The organism is Syntrophomonas palmitatica JCM 14374 (assembly GCF_001311885.1).
In the GTDB taxonomy this organism is placed as follows: domain Bacteria; phylum Bacillota; class Syntrophomonadia; order Syntrophomonadales; family Syntrophomonadaceae; genus Syntrophomonas_A; species Syntrophomonas_A palmitatica.
In genome coordinates this window covers 1-17,796 of record NZ_BBCE01000020.1, presented here as the reverse complement: position 1 = coordinate 17,796, position 17,796 = coordinate 1, and the positions used below count along the sequence as shown (strand labels likewise).

At 47.0% G+C, this 17,796-nt stretch carries 22 protein-coding genes and 2 pseudogenes; 1 reads left to right on the top strand and 23 read right to left on the bottom strand.

Features of this window, described 5'->3' with window-relative positions; genetic code table 11:
- Window positions 1-5 precede the first annotated feature (5 nt).
- From JCM14374_RS11095 to rimM, 17 genes and pseudogenes are all read right to left on the bottom strand, one after another.
- Window positions 6-839: a hypothetical protein gene (locus JCM14374_RS11095; protein WP_054697279.1), complete on the bottom strand. Its 834-nt coding sequence runs from the start codon at window positions 837-839 to the stop codon at window positions 6-8.
- Window positions 840-983: 144 nt separating this feature from the next.
- On the bottom strand, window positions 984-1,676 hold the full coding sequence (locus JCM14374_RS11090; RefSeq protein ID WP_369397368.1) for a bifunctional 5,10-methylenetetrahydrofolate dehydrogenase/5,10-methenyltetrahydrofolate cyclohydrolase: 693 nt from the start codon (window positions 1,674-1,676) through the stop codon (window positions 984-986).
- The gene (locus tag JCM14374_RS13645) at window positions 1,646-1,840 is read right to left on the bottom strand and encodes a hypothetical protein (RefSeq protein WP_207641628.1); all 195 of its coding nucleotides are present in this window, start codon (window positions 1,838-1,840) and stop codon (window positions 1,646-1,648) included. Before JCM14374_RS13645 ends, JCM14374_RS11090 begins: the two co-directional genes overlap by 31 nt.
- Window positions 1,824-2,081, bottom strand: a pseudogene (locus tag JCM14374_RS11085) (YraN family protein); the annotation flags it as partial. The gene JCM14374_RS13645 and the pseudogene JCM14374_RS11085, both read right to left, overlap by 17 nt.
- Before the next feature lie 156 nt (window positions 2,082-2,237).
- Window positions 2,238-2,519 (bottom strand): EscU/YscU/HrcU family type III secretion system export apparatus switch protein, encoded by a 282-nt coding sequence (locus JCM14374_RS11080; RefSeq protein ID WP_054697273.1) that lies wholly within the window; start codon window positions 2,517-2,519, stop codon window positions 2,238-2,240.
- 13 nt (window positions 2,520-2,532) lie between these two features.
- Window positions 2,533-5,040, bottom strand: coding sequence for a TP0910 N-terminal domain-containing protein (locus tag JCM14374_RS11075; protein WP_157049090.1), 2,508 nt, complete (start codon window positions 5,038-5,040; stop codon window positions 2,533-2,535).
- A complete protein-coding gene (gene rnhB, locus JCM14374_RS11070; RefSeq protein WP_083454063.1) occupies window positions 4,982-5,692 on the bottom strand; it encodes a ribonuclease HII in 711 nt (236 codons plus the stop codon). Before rnhB ends, JCM14374_RS11075 begins: the two co-directional genes overlap by 59 nt.
- A gap of 51 nt (window positions 5,693-5,743) precedes the next feature.
- The gene (locus JCM14374_RS11065) at window positions 5,744-6,535 is read right to left on the bottom strand and encodes an NAD(P)/FAD-dependent oxidoreductase (protein WP_278279278.1); all 792 of its coding nucleotides are present in this window, start codon (window positions 6,533-6,535) and stop codon (window positions 5,744-5,746) included.
- 26 nt (window positions 6,536-6,561) lie between these two features.
- A complete protein-coding gene (locus JCM14374_RS11060) occupies window positions 6,562-7,704 on the bottom strand; it encodes an oxidoreductase (protein WP_278279277.1) in 1,143 nt (380 codons plus the stop codon).
- A 117-nt stretch (window positions 7,705-7,821) separates the two neighbouring features.
- On the bottom strand, window positions 7,822-8,034 hold the full coding sequence (locus JCM14374_RS11055; protein ID WP_054697260.1) for a sulfurtransferase TusA family protein: 213 nt from the start codon (window positions 8,032-8,034) through the stop codon (window positions 7,822-7,824).
- 9 nt (window positions 8,035-8,043) lie between these two features.
- Window positions 8,044-9,149 (bottom strand): annotated as a pseudogene (yedE, locus tag JCM14374_RS11050) (YedE family putative selenium transporter).
- Window positions 9,150-9,503: 354 nt separating this feature from the next.
- Complete coding sequence (locus JCM14374_RS11045; protein WP_207641627.1) at window positions 9,504-10,472, bottom strand: CapA family protein; 969 nt, start codon at window positions 10,470-10,472, stop codon at window positions 9,504-9,506.
- A 311-nt stretch (window positions 10,473-10,783) separates the two neighbouring features.
- Window positions 10,784-11,623 carry a ribosome biogenesis GTPase YlqF gene (ylqF, locus tag JCM14374_RS11040; protein WP_054697253.1) on the bottom strand — a complete coding sequence of 280 codons (840 nt, stop codon included), beginning with the start codon at window positions 11,621-11,623 and terminating at the stop codon, window positions 10,784-10,786.
- An 83-nt stretch (window positions 11,624-11,706) separates the two neighbouring features.
- On the bottom strand, window positions 11,707-12,060 hold the full coding sequence (gene rplS / locus JCM14374_RS11035) for a 50S ribosomal protein L19 (protein WP_054697250.1): 354 nt from the start codon (window positions 12,058-12,060) through the stop codon (window positions 11,707-11,709).
- Between the two features lie 117 nt (window positions 12,061-12,177).
- Entirely contained in the window at window positions 12,178-12,756 is a 579-nt protein-coding gene (locus JCM14374_RS11030; protein WP_083454056.1) for an RNA methyltransferase, read from the bottom strand.
- 6 nt (window positions 12,757-12,762) lie between these two features.
- A complete protein-coding gene (trmD, locus tag JCM14374_RS11025) occupies window positions 12,763-13,488 on the bottom strand; it encodes a tRNA (guanosine(37)-N1)-methyltransferase TrmD (protein ID WP_054697247.1) in 726 nt (241 codons plus the stop codon).
- Between the two features lie 3 nt (window positions 13,489-13,491).
- Window positions 13,492-14,085, bottom strand: coding sequence for a ribosome maturation factor RimM (gene rimM / locus JCM14374_RS11020; protein WP_083454055.1), 594 nt, complete (start codon window positions 14,083-14,085; stop codon window positions 13,492-13,494).
- Between the two features lie 226 nt (window positions 14,086-14,311).
- On the opposite strand from rimM, the gene JCM14374_RS13640 reads away from it, so the two are divergent.
- On the top strand, window positions 14,312-14,464 hold the full coding sequence (locus JCM14374_RS13640; protein ID WP_157049089.1) for a hypothetical protein: 153 nt from the start codon (window positions 14,312-14,314) through the stop codon (window positions 14,462-14,464).
- A gap of 45 nt (window positions 14,465-14,509) precedes the next feature.
- Here the strand turns inward: JCM14374_RS13640 and JCM14374_RS11015 are convergent, their stop codons facing one another.
- The 6 genes from JCM14374_RS11015 to JCM14374_RS14105 form a co-directional block, all read right to left on the bottom strand.
- Window positions 14,510-14,746, bottom strand: a complete 237-nt coding sequence (locus JCM14374_RS11015) for a KH domain-containing protein (protein ID WP_054697243.1) — start codon at window positions 14,744-14,746, stop codon at window positions 14,510-14,512.
- Window positions 14,747-14,776: 30 nt separating this feature from the next.
- Window positions 14,777-15,040 carry a 30S ribosomal protein S16 gene (gene rpsP / locus JCM14374_RS11010; RefSeq protein ID WP_054697240.1) on the bottom strand — a complete coding sequence of 88 codons (264 nt, stop codon included), beginning with the start codon at window positions 15,038-15,040 and terminating at the stop codon, window positions 14,777-14,779.
- Between the two features lie 145 nt (window positions 15,041-15,185).
- A complete protein-coding gene (gene ffh / locus JCM14374_RS11005) occupies window positions 15,186-16,529 on the bottom strand; it encodes a signal recognition particle protein (protein WP_054697237.1) in 1,344 nt (447 codons plus the stop codon).
- A 45-nt stretch (window positions 16,530-16,574) separates the two neighbouring features.
- The gene (gene ylxM / locus JCM14374_RS11000) at window positions 16,575-16,913 is read right to left on the bottom strand and encodes a YlxM family DNA-binding protein (protein ID WP_054697231.1); all 339 of its coding nucleotides are present in this window, start codon (window positions 16,911-16,913) and stop codon (window positions 16,575-16,577) included.
- An 85-nt stretch (window positions 16,914-16,998) separates the two neighbouring features.
- On the bottom strand, window positions 16,999-17,571 hold the full coding sequence (locus tag JCM14374_RS10995) for a hypothetical protein (RefSeq protein ID WP_054697228.1): 573 nt from the start codon (window positions 17,569-17,571) through the stop codon (window positions 16,999-17,001).
- Window positions 17,572-17,688: 117 nt separating this feature from the next.
- On the bottom strand, window positions 17,689-17,796 hold a 108-nt coding region (locus tag JCM14374_RS14105), incomplete at its 5' end, for an ATP-binding protein (RefSeq protein ID WP_242848980.1).

The following is a 17,796-nucleotide window of genomic DNA, read 5'->3' as shown; positions in this document are numbered from 1 at the left end:
GGGCTTTACGATAGCTTTATGCTCTCTTTATTTACCGTCTCTATTCCGGATACAACCTTCTGGTCAATCTTGACAGCTACCGCATCAAAAAGTTCTTCCGATATCTGCGGCCGAGCTTTGGCTTCAAACTGCGGGCGCATTTGTTCCATTAATTTCTTTTGTTCATCCGGCAAGCTGGATTGCAGTTCACTAATCATAGCATCTATATCAGCATCAACAGCTCTTTTCGTTGCCGGTACCCCTTCCTGCAATTTAGCCAATACCAGGTTCTGAATGTCCGGCAAAAGCGCCGTCATTTCTTCCTGTATTACCGCCTCTATCAGCGGTCTCACCGTTTCCATCTCTTTTCTTTGTTCCTGATCAGCTCTGGTGATGGTATCCTGCTTCAATTGCGGCAGAGCCGAAACCAATGCGGATCTTATCAAGGAAGAAGGATCGCTTTGCGGCCCGGCTTGCATGACGGCATTCATCACTATGTTATTAACTTCATTTTTAATAATTTGGGCTTGTTCCTCTACATGAGCCTTTAAGGATGGTTGTATTGTGTCTATGCCGATTTTGTTTATTTTCCCGCCCATATCACTGGTTTTTTGGGCTACCATAGAGCTAATTTGCGGTATCAGAGGTTCGACAAGGTTATTCATATCGGTGTCAACCCGCTTAAGAATAACATCCATATTAGCTTGGATTTTACTGTTTAAGGCAGGATGCAGGTTCTGGTCTACTCCATTGGGAATAGTATATGTATCAGCCGCCTGTATGGGAATAGGATTAATACAGCTGGTGATTACGAAAAACATCAGTATAAGCAGCGCAATTACTTGTGACTTTTTACCCATTAGCGATAAACCTCCTTTAATTATTCGCGATTATTTTACATTAGAAACCAGTAAAATATCCAGTAAAAAACTCATTATAATTCGGTGTTTATCTGCGTCAACCCCTTCTGTATCATAAATATTATTCCGTGTTGTTCGTTTATATTAACTCCCTTTTTGCTGGTGAAGGATTTTGAGGTTGTCAAAGAGGGCGGCAACGGTTATGACCCCTACCCCTCCGGGGACTGCGCTGACCAGGCGAGCGCGGCTGCAGGTTTCTTCGTGTACATCCCCGCATATTCGTCCGCTGGCATCTACATTGATGCCGGCATCGATTATCACCGTTTTGTCCGTCACCATATCAGGGGTTATAAAGCCTGGTTTTCCTACCGCTGTTACCACAATGTCACCGGCACTGGTTTCTCGGTTTAGATTGCGGGTGCGCGAGTGGCAAAGGGTAACGGTAGCGTTTTCCCGGCTCATTAAAATGGTTAACGGAGTCCCTACTATAACACTGCGTCCGATAATAGTTACTTTTCGTCCGGTTACAGGCACTTTGTTTTCTCTTAATAATGCCATTACCGCCTTAGGAGTGGAGGGAGCCACACCCTGTTCTCCGCCAATGAGTTTGCCCAGATTGTAATTATGTATGCCTTCCACGTCTTTGCGGTAATCCATAGCGTTTATCAAGCACCCCGCATTAAGATGTTTCGGCAATGGCATCTGTATCATAATACCGGTAATTTCATCTTCATGGTTAAGATCAGTTATGTGTTTTATTATATGCTGCTCAGCGACATTTTCTGAGAAGGAACGGATTTCTACCCCTATGCCTGCTGCAGCCGCAAATTTGCGAATCGACCTGATATAAACCCCGGAGCTTCGTTGTCGCCCACCTGAATTACAGCCATAGTCATACTGTTATCCCGCGCATACATTTCTATCTCTTCCTGCATACGGTTTCTGATTTCCTGACCATAAATGAGCACCTGTTCACCATCCATTCTAAAAGGCAGCTTCAATATGATTGATCTGCCTCTCATTATCTGCAAAAAGTATACTTATTATATCAAAACGCATTTCCTTAAAAGCACTGGGGTGGTTATTCATATAAAGCATGGCCGCTTTCTTTAAATGCTCAATTTTGCGCGGGGTTATAGATTCTTCAGGAGTACCGAACTGAACGCTGCGCCGGGTTTTAACCTCCACAAATACTAGGCTGCGGTCTTTCTGGCAAACTATATCCAGTTCGCCATAGCGGGTGTAGTAGTTGCGGGGTTAATATACGGTAGCCCCTGGAGGTTAAGTATTGAGCCGCTATCTCTTCCCCAGCCTTTCCCAGTTCTTTGCGTTTCACAATTACCCCCTCCGAACAGAATTATCCACAGCCAATCGAAAAGCATACTTTCCTGCAAAACCTTACTGATACCTGCGATCCATGGAATATATAAAAGCCAGCACCTCTGCCACTACAGAGTATAGTTCAGGCGGTATTTCCTGATAAAGATCCAAGGCCATTAGATAGTCGGCCAGCTGCCGGTCTTCCTTCAATGGTATTCCATACTGCAGGGCAACCTCCTTGATGCGTTCCGCAATAAAACCCTGTCCTTTAGCAACTACCACCGGGGCCATATCCATTTCTTCATTATAATGCAAGGCCACTGCCTTGGATTTTTCTTGACCAGTTTTTTTAATCTGCATGAACCAACCTCTCTTATACTTTTATATCGATCCCCAGCGGTCTTATGGGAAGGGGTACTTCTTCAAAATGCGGTTTCAGGCTCTCTTTCAGTTCGGGCTGCGATACCTTGATCCCCAGGTTCTGCACGGTATAGCCCAATCGGCTCAAATTATTAATGAGCGTATTCATATTATCGGACAGGTAGCGGGCGACCTTATCGTTTTCCACCACACCCTGCACAGCTAGGCTGCGGTTGATTTTCCAGTTACAGTGAAAGAGCACCATTCCCATTTTGGCTGTATCCAAAGAAACAACGAAACTCAAGCTGTCCTGATCTTTCAGGTTCTTGCGCCCAGCTTCCCGGTTGATTCGCAGCTGGCAAAGGTGCAGTTCCTGATTGACCTGCACGGGAAACGAAAAATAATAATAGTTAAACTGGTTGTCAACGGAACTGCGGCTGATGAAATTAAATATATTCTGTCCGGCAATCTCCCTTTCGAGATTGTCGAGGCGCTGCAGAAGACTGCCTATTACGGGATTACGGGTCAGGCTGCTGTCATTTTTTAATAAACTGTCCAAAAGCATCAGCCCCCGCAAGGTGTCACGGTCGCCGGCAACCAGATTTTCCAATCTGGCCTTGATTTCGGCTGCGCTTTGCTGCCCGTCGAGTTTGAGGGCGTCAATTACGGAACGTATAAGATTAATGTAATCCGGTTTAGCGGTGTTTGCCTTGTTGTCTGCGGTTTCGGTCAAGTTAAACGCAGTCCTGGCCTCAATTTCAGGCAGTATTTTACCTGCAGCCGATGGCTTTGCGCCTGCTTCTGACATCTCATCCAAATTGGCAGCTGTTGGCGGGATCTTATCGTTTTGGGACCTGGTCTCATTCCCGCCGGGTAATATTTCTTCGGTCACTGCAGCCTGAGCTGGCAGGGAGGAGTTTTTCAGAGCTTCTGCTGCCGGAGCAGCTGCTGTACCTGCAGCCGGACGGGCATTTGCAGGAGATGAACTAACCTCCTGATCAGGCTGGTTTATTCCTGTCTGAGGCTGTTCCCCATCTGCTGACGGCCAGGGAGTGTTTACCGCGCGGGATGTTGTGATTACAGTCGGTTTGATGGCAAAGGATTCCTGGCTGCGTGCCGCCTCCTCGGTTGCTGCTGGCTGTTGAGCAGAGTCTGGGGTCTGTTTATTAATTGTCGTTCCTGCCGGTTTTGATTCCGGCAGCTGTTCATCAACAACCGCAAAGGACTGTATATTTCGTGCTGCGGGTTGTGTTTGGGAAGCCGGCGGTTGGGGTTCATCAGCTGCTATGCCTATTTGGGGGTTACGCCCGGCTTCACCGCCAAGGCTTTTATCCCCTTGAATTAAGGCGGATCTGTTATCACTTGCATTGCCTGAACCTTTGTTTGCAAAATCCCCTGCTGAATCTTCTGTAGTTGGTGCGGCTGGTGTATTCGGCTGGGAATTTGCTCCTGTGTTTTCAACAACCTTATCAGGCGGCAGTAAATCACCCTGCACAGGAATATTCTGCCCGGTCTCCCCGGATACCTGCCGTGCGAGAGAAGCTGCGGCGGATAAATTTTCTCCATTGACAGGTACAAAAGCAGGTTTCTGGGTTATGGAAGGTTGAAGAACGTCTTCTGACAACCCCGGATTGGACTGTATGATTGTAATTTCATCAGCGGCAGCTGCCTGGTTAATTGCACGAATACCTCCCGCGGAATTGACTGATGCCGGGGTCTTAATCGGCATAGCGGAATTTTGCGAAGCAGCCTCTGGTTTGACGGTTTCAGCGGATGCAGGCTGTAAGCTCCCGATTTGCCTGCTGTTCGTATCTTCAACACCCAAATTTTTAAGCAGCGAAGTTTTCTGTGCAGCGTTTGACATCTGCGTATTATTATAATTCTGCACGGCTGGTTCAGCAGGATTTTTTATCTGGTTTGCGGCAGCTTCCTGCCGCATAAGCTGTTCCAAGCTCTGGGATACCGATTGCAGCAGCCTGGCCAGGTTGCTGCCCGGCATGGTGTACTGTGCCAGAGCCTTGAGATTCTCGGGAGTTATTTTCACTCCCCGCGACATTGCAAAACCGACCAGTTCGAGGTTGCGAGGATTAGCATCTCCCAGGATTTTTACCCCGCGCGCCATTTCATTCAGGTTATTATGCGTTACCGGAAGATTATATTGCAGGAGTTTACGGGCCATCATAACATTGACTTCTTTGGCCTGCACCCCGATTTCAGCAAGGTTTACAGATATGTTAGTGTTTTCGATCTGCTCCATGCCTTCAGGCGTAAGCACCTTAAGATAGGTCTTTCCGTCTCTAAAATCATCAACGCGAAGATATAATTGCTGACCTGGACTGACCGGTACTTCGGCTGCAGCTTCGATCACCTGTCCCTTAATCTGCAACAGGACCGTCCCATCTGGACGCACCTCCTGTACGGTTCCCTTCAGTACCTCACCTTTGCTGAGGCTTATGCCCTGGTCAACCGGAGTGCTTATATTCAACATAGTCCTGGTCAAAGAGACCTGGCTGCTCTCCATAATTTCCTCCTGATAAAATTGATTTTACGGGTTCGAAACTGGCTCGGTGTATGGGGCAAATTCCAATTTTAGCTATTGCTTCGAGATGTTCACGGGTTGCATAGCCTTTGTGGCGCGCAAACCCATATCCCGGGTATATATCTTCATAGGCCTCCATCTTATTATCACGTTCTACCTTGGCCAGGATAGATGCACAGGCGATGGAAACGCTAAGGCTGTCGCCTTTGATGATCGACCTTTGCCTGATATTTATATCGGAAAGTTTGACCGCATCTATGAGCAGAAAATCCGCCGGAGGCGTCAGGTGAAGTACCGCGATGCGCATAGCTTCGCGAGTGGCGTTTAATATGTTAATTCGGTCCAGGCAGGGTGGGTTTACAGAGACTATGGACCAGGCTACAGCTTCCTTTTTAATAGCAGCAGCTAACTGAGAGCGATGCTGGGCCGCTACTTTCTTGGAATCGTCCACCCGGGGCAGAAAAAAGTCAGGCGGCAGTATTACCGCCGCTGCCACTACCGGACCGGCGATGGGTCCTCTGCCCGCCTCATCGATTCCCGCTATGTATCTGGCTCCTGAACGGCAGGCGTCATGCTCATAACCTTTCATGTCTTCAATCCTCTGCCTTTCCCGCTCCAGGAACCCATCATCCATAAATTTCAATAAACCACACACCCCTAATACTAAAGTGACAGGACGATTGCTTTAGTAATTGAACTCCGTCAGAGCTCGGGCCAGCATTTCCCCCTGGGCTATGGCTTCCCTTATGCTGCCTACCTGCATAGAGTCACCAATCAGGTAAACCGCATGATGCACTTTTTGCGCTGCTTCGTATAAAGGATTGTTGGAAGCATAACCTACGGCCGCTATTACGTAATCAACTTCAATTTCTTTCATTTCGCCCTGTTTATTACGGATTATAACTTTGCCGGAATTTATTTCTATAATTTCAGCGGACGTATATATATTGGCCTGAGCTTTTTCAAGGCGGTTTATAAGATCACGGCGGCTTTTCTTTTCCATATCAGGAGCAAGATACGGCATGCGTTCAACAATGCTTATCCGATTGCGGCCGACTAACAGGAAGTCAGCCATTTCACACCCATTGCTTCCGCCGCCCACAACAAGCACATGACTTTCCTCTATAGGGATATTACCAGTTAGTACGTGTTCAAACGGCAGGCAAAAGCTTTCGTCCCATCCTTTTATCTCGGGCCGCAATGGTCGTGAACCAGCCGCAATAACCAGATAATCGGGATATTCATCGGCAAGGGTTTTTAGATCGTAGGGATGCTCCAGTAAAACATTGACCCCGCTCTTTTCCAGCTGTCTCTTTAAATAATCACGCAGCCGCGCCAGCTGCTGCTTATGCGGCGGCAAACTGGCCAGGTTCAACAAACCTCCCAGCTGTTTTTCCTTTTCATAAAGGGATACCCTGAAACCATGTTTGTCCAGAGCCAGAGCCGCCTGCATCCCGGCTGGTCCGGCGCCTGCAATATGAACCAGAGGTTTAATCTTCTTGCTTAATGATGGATAGGTCTGTTTTCCCTCGTTCCCCAGCCAGGATTAACTGTACAGCTTACACTCATACCGCGTGAGTTGCTGGCAAAACAGTTGTTGCAGCTAATGCAGGGGCGTATATCCTCTTCTTGCCCGTCCCTGGCCTTAACCGGCCAGAGAGGATCAGCCATAAGGCTGCGGCCCAGAAATATAAAATCGGCTTGTCCGCTGGCAATCACTTCTTCTGCCATATGCGGATTCCTAATCATCCCTCCGCCCACTACCGGTATATTAACCGTTTTTTTGACCTGCTCCGCCAGGTACATACGCCAGCCTTCCGGATAAGAAGCAGGTTCTATACTGGTAAGGCCAGACTGGTAAGTTCCGCAGCTGCAATGAATAAGATTCGCTCCGTTCTTCTCCAACTCCTGACAAACCACCAGGCTTTCTACAGGCAGCAAACCACCCGGAACAAAATCATCGATATTCAATCTTACTGATAAGATTAGCTGGGGCAGTGATTTTTTGATCCTTCTAACGATATTTAAAAGAAAACGCATACGGTTTTCCAGACTGCCCCCATATTCATCCTGGCGCTGGTTGCTGTGGGGAGAAAGAAACTGATTAATCAAATAGCCATGGGCAGCGTGAATCTCTACGCCGTCAAAACCAGCCATAGCCGCGTATTGGGCCGCCGAAACAAATTCGTCTGTGATTTTTTCAATTTCGGCTACACTTAATTGACGAGGCATCTCACGGGTCATGGGACATGCCAAGGGTGATGGCCCCACTACCTGCGTACCGGTAATTAGTTGGGAGGTTTGCCGGCCGGCATGAAAGATCTGGATAAAGGCTCTGCATCCATAATTTTTTATAGACCGGGACAGTTTCTCCAATCCTGATATATAACGAGGATGGTTAATTCTAAGCTGGCTGTAAGTTTCCAGTCCTTCCTGATTTACGCATGCTGCCTCAACAATGATTATTCCCACGCCTCCGCGAGCCCGGGCTTCATAGTAATCAACCATGCTCGGACTGACTTCGCCATCGCTTGAGCCGTAACCCACTAACATGGGAGCCATAACCAGACGGTTTTTTATCATCAGCCCTCCCAGCTTGAAGGATGAAAACAGATGGGGATAAGATATTTGCTGCAGAATAATCACCTCTAATTCATAATCTCAATACTACAATCGCTGCCGATAAAAAATAAGAAGAACCAGTTTATAAAAGGTCCTTCTTATATTTTATCTTTAAATTTAATTTAGCTCTACAACATTAGTTTACGATTTCTTAAGCTGCATCTCCCAATCTGCTTTTTTCTCATTTCCTACTTCACAAGCGTAGCCCATGCTTTGTGCCAGTTTGCTTACATTTTCCCTGGCTACAGCTCCGCTGCCCATAACCAGGATTTCTTTAACCCCGGCATCGATAAGTTTTTTGGTTTTTATTACCGGCAAAGGACAGCTCAATCCTCTGACATCTAGCTTCTCCATTTTGTCCTCCTATTCTTCGCGGAAAGCCCAACCGATACAAACCATGACTATAATGCCAACGATACAGGCAATCTGCCCGTATATTCCAGGACCTCCCGCTACCGCCGGCATACCTGCCGCGGCCGCTTTGGCCGGTGCAGAAGCCAGTAAGAAATTATGGCAGAAGGCTGCGCCCACAATCATACCCAGCACTACGGAAGCAGCATCGGTATCACCCTCTCCGGAGAGGACAAGCTGCCGCAGAGGGCAGCCGCCCAACAATGTAGCTGTAATACCTACCAGGAATAATCCGAGGAAATTCCAGATATGCATGCTGTGGGCTATCGGCTGCCCGGAAAAACCAGCCTTGAAAAAGCCAAAATAAATGTTCAAGGCCAGAGCGCCCAGGAATATGCCTAAAAATCCCAGTAATAAATAATTATCGCGGATCAATATAAAATCCCGTATGCCGCCGCTCAAACACAGGCGGGTTCGCTGGGCCAATAAACCTACTATTAAGCCCGCTGCCAAACTTATGGCTAATGGCGCAAACATACTTCCCGGTCCTTCCTTGCTGAAGAACAACGGACCACCGGTTTTAGGGTCAAACACAAGTCCTTTAAAGGCTAAATACAGGAAGAAAACCATTAGCAGCGGCATAACCAATCCCCCCAAACGGGAATGGCTATATTCCGCCCGTCCCAGGTTAAAGCCCCGGCGCAGAAAAAATACTCCAGATGCAACCCCGGCTATGAACCTGCGAAACCTACTACTGCATTATAGTCCCCTCCGGCCATACGCAGGACATCGCGCAGCGGGCAGCCCAGGAAAACCAGAGCCCCGATCATCATAAAAGCTCCCATAACAAAACGCAATAAAGTGGACGAACCGCCACGCGACTTAAATTCGCCGCCAACAAAAGCAGTCAACATGGCGCCCAGTACTATGCCGATAATTTCCGGCCGCAGGTATTGAACCATTCCCGCTCTGTGCAATCCCAGCGCCCCGGCAATATCACGCTCGAAACAAGCGATACAGAACCCCATGTTGGGCGGATTCCCCAACTTAACCAACACAACCGCTACAGCGCCAATAAACAGCCCTGTAAATAGAATCAACCATTTGTTCCTGTCCATCTTTTTTCCCCGACTCTCCTTCCGCATTATAACCTTTATTTATACATATTATTATTATGTATATTAATATTCTCTCTTTTTTTTGTTTATCCTTTTTTTAAATCAACTTTCGCAGTTGATATAATAAAAATGTCATGGCTGGTTTTCTCAGCTATGACATCGTATCTCTTTATTAAAAAATATTATTTTAAATTATGCTGATTTTTCCCTTGGGGAATAATAAGAAGTATTGTCAGAAGTGATGTCTATTTACTGACGAAAAAGTCGGAGTCGGCGCGCATAATTTTGGTTAAAATTTAAATTCCAAAGAGAAAACGCCATGAATGAGAAAAAAGCAGAAGCAACCATCTAATATTAATTGGCCGCTTTGAATGCGGGACCCAGCTGTTGGCGGGTTGAAGCCAGAACAGATTGTAAAAGCGACAAATCAGCCTGGTTCATTAAGGGCTCCTCGCCCTGTTTAATCTTTTGTATGGTGCGCTCTATAGGAATGACCCGGAAGTATCTTTTTCCTGACTGGTAATATGAATGTGTAAAAGTAGGCGTGTAAGAAACCTCCTGGAGATCTGTTTTCCCCGCGGCAAAATCTTTTTTAAATTTCATTTTGAGAACTATGCCGCTGTTGCGTTCATTGCCAATCTGACTGCTAATAAAATTGCCCATGGAATAAATCACAAACTTATTCTGGCCTTTAATATTTATGGTTTCCATGGTCTGGATAACGTGCGGGTGACTGCCCAGGATAACATCCGCGCCTGCTTCCAGGAAACTGCAGGCTAACATTATCTGGTCCTGATTGGGCCGGGGCTGGTATTCTACGCCCCAGTGCAAGGCCAGTATTATAATATCCACTTCTGGACGCAGGGTTTTAATATCTTGCAATATCTTGTCCTTATCCAGGAAATTGACGTAATCAGGATGTTCAGACGGAATCGGAATTCCATTGGTACCGTAAGTATAAGCCAGGTAGGCTATCTTGACCCCGCGGATATTTTTTATGAGATATTTCTTACTGGATTCCGCGTTTTCATATGTCCCCAGTGTATCAAGACCGGCCTGCTTCAGAACCCTTAAAGTTCTTATCCCTCCGGCATAGCCCCGGTCCAGGCAATGGTTATTGGCGGTAATCACCAGGTCAAAACCAGCCCGTTTTAAAAAATCAGCTATGGCATCAGGACTGTTAAAAAGAGGATAACCGGTATATCCCGTTTCAGAGCCGGCCAGGGCCGCTTCAAAATCAGTAGAACTGTAATCTCCTTCTTTAATTAAATCCTCTACTTCGCGAAAAAATCCCTCAAAACGGTAGGAGCCATCAGGCTGCAAACCTGAACGAATCTGGGCCCATGCATAAGAATGTCTCCTGCCGCAGTAAGGGTAACAGTCTCAACCCTTTTGTGTTCAATTTGCTGTTGACCAATTACTGATGAGTCAGGTGATGCTTTCACCACCTGCCAGTTATATATATTGTATGAACAATAAGTACCCCAAATAATCAGGGCAAAAATGGCCAAAAGTCTTTTAAACACCAAATTCACCTCTGACCATATTTTACCCTTGTTTCGTCATTTAGTCTGCGATATTCTTTGCCGGTGTTCGCGGTAAAAGGTGAGTAACGAGGATTGCATATTTTCATATCAATCATCCAGAGCTATCTGCCCCAGCTTGCCTTTGCGGAAATCCTGCAGGAGTGAACGGCAGGTTTTTTCCAGATCCACCTGAGCCCCCTTGGATAGAAAACCCCGGTTTCTGGCTATCTGCTCCAGCATTTCGTATTCTGTACCGGTTGGGTTGTTTATTAATAAGCGTTCGGAAATAACCGCCGGGGTTTTAGCTTTTAAAAGCCGCAGGAGGTAAATGGCCACTTCCTCTTCCGCATACGCTCTTTCTCCCATTATATCAAGCAGGGCCAATTTTAAACCCTGTTCTTCATTTTCTACTTTGGGCCACATGAGTCCGGGAGTATCCAGCAATTCTATATCCTCACGGATTCTAACCCATTGTTTGCCCCGGGTAACCCCGGGTTTGGCTCCGGTGACCGCGGTTTTCTGCCCCACCAGGCAGTTGATAAACGAAGATTTTCCGACGTTTGGCACTCCGGCCACCATCACCCTGGCGGGACGAACCCGGCGTCCTTTCAGGCGCATGGCTTCCGCCACAGGAAAATAGGTCTTTTCTATAGCATGCAGAACATCCTTTTTACCTTTGCCGGTAAGTGAATTAATTGCCGCCGCAGAACGGCCTTCCTGTTTTAACCGAAACATGTAGTTTTTAAGTGTCTGGGGAGGGATAAGGTCTATCTTATTTAAAACCATGAGGCTTTTCTTTTTGGCGCCCAATCTTTCCAGCTCCGGATTGCGACAGGATAAGGGAGCCCGTGCATCCACCAGAAAAACGATTATATCCACCAGTTTCAAGTTCTCTTCTATTTCCCGCCGGGCGCGCACCATATGCCCGGGGAACCAGTTGATAGACATCTAATACCTCCATCAGCATCATTCATACCAGAAAGAAAAAGAGAATACCTGTCAGTATTCTCTCCGTTCTCAAGTTCTTTTTATTACTTAAAACGACCTTTTTCTTTAACCCGGGCTTTTTTGCCGGTGAGACCGCGCAGGTAAAACAGTCTGGCCCTGCGTACCTTACCCCTTCTGGTTACTTCGATCTTGGCTATGCGGGGCGAATGAATGGGAAAAGTCCTCTCTACCGCAACCCCGTAGGTAATTCTTCTGACGGTAAAGTTCCGGGATAATCCGGCGCCTCTGATTTTCATTACGGTTCCTTCGTAAACCTGAATTCTCTCCCGATTGCCTTCCACGACCTTAACATGAACCTTGACCGTATCACCAGGTCCGAAAGAAGGAAGGTCTTTTTTTAAGTATTCTTCTTCCACCGCTCTGATTATGTCCTGCACTGAGTATATACCTCCTTATAAAACCAGCGTTCATGCATGGCTGACATGCAGCGGACCGCCTTTTCTCATCGCGAACAGTCCTATTATAGCACAGGGAAACACTGTTCTCAAGCAATTTTAATTTACAAACCAATTTTCTCCCAGGAGACGATCCAAAATAATAGATACGGCACTGCGCACCGAGAGGTGATTGTAGTCTCGTTCCGATTCTACCGGTTCTAAAATATAATCACAATCCTGGATGAGTTCGGCCTGCATACCCCAACCGGTACCGAAAAGCACCAGGATCGTTTTTTCTTCCTCATTTATTATCCTGCGCATTTGCCTATAGGGAATCTGTCCCGGGTAAACCCGTGCATCTGTGGCTACTGTCAGTACCTGGTTTTGGGTTTCACCTCTCAACATATCTTTTACTTCATCCAGATTGGAAGCCAAACGTAAAAGGCTGAAGGCTTCTTTGCGATCGGGATTATAAGTTCCTCCGTAACCTTCCCGCCAGTAGGCCAGTATATCATTTATCAAGCCCTGCTGGGAAAGAGAGGGATGCACAACATAAAAGCCATCGACATCATAAGTCCGGGCCGCCCTGGATATATCATGCAAATCCAGATTGGTTACCGATGTACTGACGATATCCATGCGTTTATTGTACATGGGATGATGCAGGAGGGCTATATAAAACCTGGATTTTCGCACTCTGAACTACTCCCGTTGAAATAATATTTCCATCAGCAAACGTTTTTCCTCATCATCAAAGTCATGCTGCAGCAGCAGCTCCGGACGCTTAAGCAAGGTGTTTAACAGGCTCTGTTTTTTGCGCCAGATTCTAATATTCTCATGATGCCCCGAAAGCAGAATTTCCGGCACTTCCATTCCATCGCATTCACGCGGGCGCGTATAATGCGGGTATTCCAGCAACCCCCGGGCAAAGGATTCATCATAGGCGGATTCAATATCACCTAATACGCCCGGCAAAAATCTAACTGCCGCATCCACCAGAACCATGGCTGCCAATTCCCCTCCGGTGAGGACATAATCCCCGATGGATATCTCTTCATCTACCATAGCAAGCACCCGGTCATCGATTCCTTCATAATGTCCGCAGAGAATCAGAAGATGATCGCACCCTGACAGTTCTTTCGCTTTGGCATGGTTTAAGACCCTTCCCTGTGGGGACATATAGACGACCCGGGTTTGCGGCCCGCGGGCAGCGGCAAGAGCCCTGCCGATAACATCGGGTTTCATTACCATACCGACCCCGCCCCCAAACGGATAATCATCCACCTGGCGATGAGGTTTTGGAGCATAATCCCTGATATCAATGGTATTCAGTTCTACCAGACCTTTTTCCCGCGCCCGTTTAATGATGCTTTCGCTGAACGGGGAGGTAAACATACCGGGAAAAAGGGTCAAAATATCAATTCTCATTGTTTAATCATCCAGTAATCCAGGCAATAAATTTATCTCCATCTTACCGGCTGACAGATCAACCCGCAGAACTACATCTTTAATCGCCGGAATCAGCACTTCACCGTATTGTTCAGTTTGGATAACGTAAACATCATTGGCTCCGGTAGCCAGCACTTCAGTTAGACGTCCCAGGAAACCCCTTTGTGCATCGTAAACCTCCAGGCCCTCCAGTTGAAAATGGTAGTACGAGCCTTCCGGCAAAGGATAAAGCTGGCTTTCATCAATTTGCAGCAGGGCATTGCGGTATTTCACAGCCTCTTCCGGACTCTCTATTCCCTGCAGCTTAATTAGGTAAAAACCCTTGTGAGGACGGGCCCCTTCTACTTTAACATCGCGCACCATGCCGGCATGGCTTAATTTGACGGTCTTCATCTTTTGAAACCGTTCCGGGAAATCGGTCAGGGGTATAACCTTAACCCAGCCTTCAACGCCGAAAGAACCGGCAATCTTGCCGATATTAATTAAATCGCCATCCTTTATCGCAAGACCGTCCCCAGGCGTTACACCCTGCTTTTCCAGGCTGGCGCCTTTTTCTTTATTTTTCTCTCGCTTCATTTTACACTCCGTAAGAACGACTTCGCCCTCCGGGCTATGAGCGGCAGCGTTTTAGATTGCCGCGTTCGCTGCGCTCCTCACAATCTTCACGGGATTTAACCCATCACGAACAATGAAAAGCGTTAGGCCGGGGACGATTGCCGCGTCGCTGACGCTCCTCGCAACGACAAGTACATAGTTTTCATAACAATGACAGTAAGGTTGTTCCCGAAGCTAATCCTTTATTGTGTCATTGCGAGCTCAGCGAAGCAATCTTTCCCCGGTTTTGCGGCAATTACAGGGCGTGGTACTGCCGCTTGCGATGATGCCTAAGATTGCCCTGCCTATGCCTTCCGAACAGACTTATCTGCAATCGATCGAAAAGCATACTTTCCTCTAAATACATGAAAGGGCTATTTAATTAGCCCTCTCCGCATATCGTAGACTATTCCTCTCTAAGTATCTCCACCGAAACCCTTTTCCCTTCCTTGGCTGCTGTAGCCTTGGTAAGAGTACGGATGGCTTTGGCTATTTTACCCTGTTTGCCGATAACTTTGCCCATATCATCAGGGGCAACCCTTAACTCTAAAATCAAGGATTTATCGCCATTTATTTCGGTTACGCTGACCGCTCCAGGGTCATCGACCAGCGATCTGGCAATATACTCTACCAGTTGTTTCACCGCTTGCTCACCTCCTGAAGGATTCCCAATTTACCGTTTGGCGGCGAATTTGGCCATGATACCCTGTTTCTGGAGGAGAGACTTGGCGGTATCAGTTGGTTTGGCGCCATCAGCCAGCCATTTCAGGGCCTTTTCCTCGTCAATCTTTATGGTAGCGGGATCAGTACCCGGGTCATAATAGCCAATTTCCTCAATAAACCTGCCATCGCGCGGAGATCTCGCATCAGCCACCACGATTCTGTAGAAAGGGTTCTTCTTGGCTCCCATCCTTCTCAGTCTAATTTTTGTTGCCACTTAATCACCTCCTTAAGTAGATTAATTACCACAGATACACACAGATGTATCACTAATGTCCATAGATAATTCATAATCTGCGGAAAAATCTGTGTGAATCTTCGTTCAATCTGTGTCTATCTATAGTTAATCGTCTAATCGTCCCTTAAAACGGAAATTTGATAGGCGGCATGCCGCGTTTGCCTTTTTTTTGCCCCAGGTCGGCAAACTGTTTCATCAGCTTGCGTGACTCTTCAAACTGTTTTAACAAACGATTAACATCCTGTACCCTTGTGCCGCTGCCGCGGGCGATGCGCTTCTTGCGGCTGCCGTTTACGATTACCGGGTTCCTTCTTTCTTCGGGAGTCATGGATTGAATAATGGCTTCCACCCACACCATCTCTTTTTCATCTATTTGCGTATGCATGCCTTTCAGTTGTTTCCCCAAACCGGGTATCATTCCCAGCAGATCTTCCAAGGGTCCCATCTTGCGCACCTGCTGCATCTGCTCCAGGAAATCCTCCAGGGTAAATTCCTGCTGGCGGATCTTGCGTTCCATTTCGCGGGCTTTTTTTTCATCGATATTGGCCTGGGCCTTTTCCACCAGGCTCAGCACATCGCCCATTCCCAGGATGCGCGAAGCCATGCGGTCAGGATAGAATACCTCCAGGGCATCCATTTTTTCACCCATACCCACAAATTTGATGGGACAACCGGTAACCGCCTTGACGGAAATGGCTGCGCCGCCCCGGGTATCCCCATCCAACTTGGTGAGAATGACTCCGGTTAGGGCCAATTCCTGGTTAAAGGATTCGGCAACATTTACCGCATCCTGTCCGGTCATAGCGTCCACCACCAGCAGAATCTCATCGGGATTGACTACCTTCTTAATCTGTTTTAGTTCATCCATCAATTCAGCGTTAATATGCAGCCGGCCGGCGGTATCGAGAATAACTATATCCCGGTTGTTGCTGCGCGCATATTCCAGCGATGCTTTAGCAATATCCACCGGGTTGTTCTGACCCATAGTAAAAACTGGAATGCCTATCTGCTCACCCAGAACCTGCAGCTGTTTGATGGCTGCGGGACGATATATGTCACAGGCCACCAATAAAGGACGTCTGCCTTGTTTGACCAGTTTTTTGGCCAGTTTGGACACCGTGGTGGTTTTGCCGGCGCCCTGCAAGCCCACAGCCATTACTACCGCCGGAGTGCGGGAGCCCAGATTAAGTTTTGTCTCCGCTCCCCCCATAAGGTCAGTCATTTCATCATAAACGATCTTGACAATCTGCTGACCGGGGGTAAGACTTTGCAAGACTTCCTGGCCTACAGCCCGGTCTTTTACCCTGGTGGTAAAGTCCTTTACCACTTTATAATTCACATCGGCTTCAAGCAAGGCCAGGCGCACTTCACGCATGGCAACCTTTACATCTTCTTCGCTGATCTTGCCTTTGCCGCGCAGTTTCTTAAAAATATCCTGGAGACGATCTGATAAACCTTCAAAGGCCACAATATCACTCCTTTAATCCTGTCCGCTTTCCTAAATGCCCTGCCTCTAAATAGATTCGCTGATTTCCCTGATTATATCCAAGGCTTTGTTCACTCTGTCAGGGTCAGCTTCACCATCCATATATTCATAAGCTTCTTTCAGTTTGCGCCTGGTATAAAGAAAACGTTCCGCCAAACCCAAGCGCTGTTCATAGTCTTCCAGGGCTGCCTCGGCTCTTCTCAGCAAATCATAGACCGCCTGGCGTGTCACTTGCAAGTGTTCCGCAATCTCCGCAAAAGACCAATCCTGCTCATAATGCAAACTTAAAACCTCCTGCTGCTTTTCAGTCAGCAGTGGTCCATAAAAATCTTTGAGTATATTTATGCGGCTTATTTTCTCCAGCATCGGCCTTCTCCCGGTTGTAAAGGAAAAATACTTTACAAAAAGATTTTAGTCTGAAACATCACCGCTGTCAAGCAAGCGCATTATTTTATCCTCCCATAAATTCAAATGCCTGATAATGCATATGTATGAACCTGGCTGTGGTAAGTGGCTTGTCGTCCCATTCAATATATTTGTAGCGGCTGTGTGAAAGGACAAAGCCGAATCCGGTGAGTTTTACCTTTTGCCCCTGGGTATTTACCAGGGTAGTGAACCCTAAATCTATTTGGCCTGAAGCCATGGGCAACTCGTCTACTGCCTGGTATTGGCGCTGTATAATGGGTTTCTTAATGTTATGCTGGGTAAGTAAACTGCTTACATATCGTCTAAGCGTTCGCTCCCTTCCCTGATAATCTGGATAATGTTCTTTTAGCCAATCATGTATTTGTGCTGATGACATGTCCGGATATTCCTGCAACCATTTCACGATTTGGTCTTCGTATTTTTTAAGTTTTCTGGTTCTTTTGTTATTACGCCTTATCTTAGCAAATTCGTCCGGCGTCACCTCCCAGTAACGGTTAACTGTTTCCCAATCTATACTCAACTTGCGTTGAACTTGTGATTTGTTAAGCCCCATCTCCTTTAACTGCTGTAATTCTTGATACATCGGCCACCCCTTCACCTGGTTCCTCTCCTTGCTAAATTGTAGTTTATTACCCTACAATTTTAGCTGGTGTGTTTGGCAAGTAAAAAATACAGCAAACGGCAAAAAATAAATCCAGCACCCCGGTTTCCATTATTACCTGATAGTGGAATGTATGAAGCGGTAGCTCTGTCCACCAAAAACCAGCAGATGGCTATGGTGAATCAAGCGGTCAATAATCGCACTGGTTAGCTTCTCATCGTA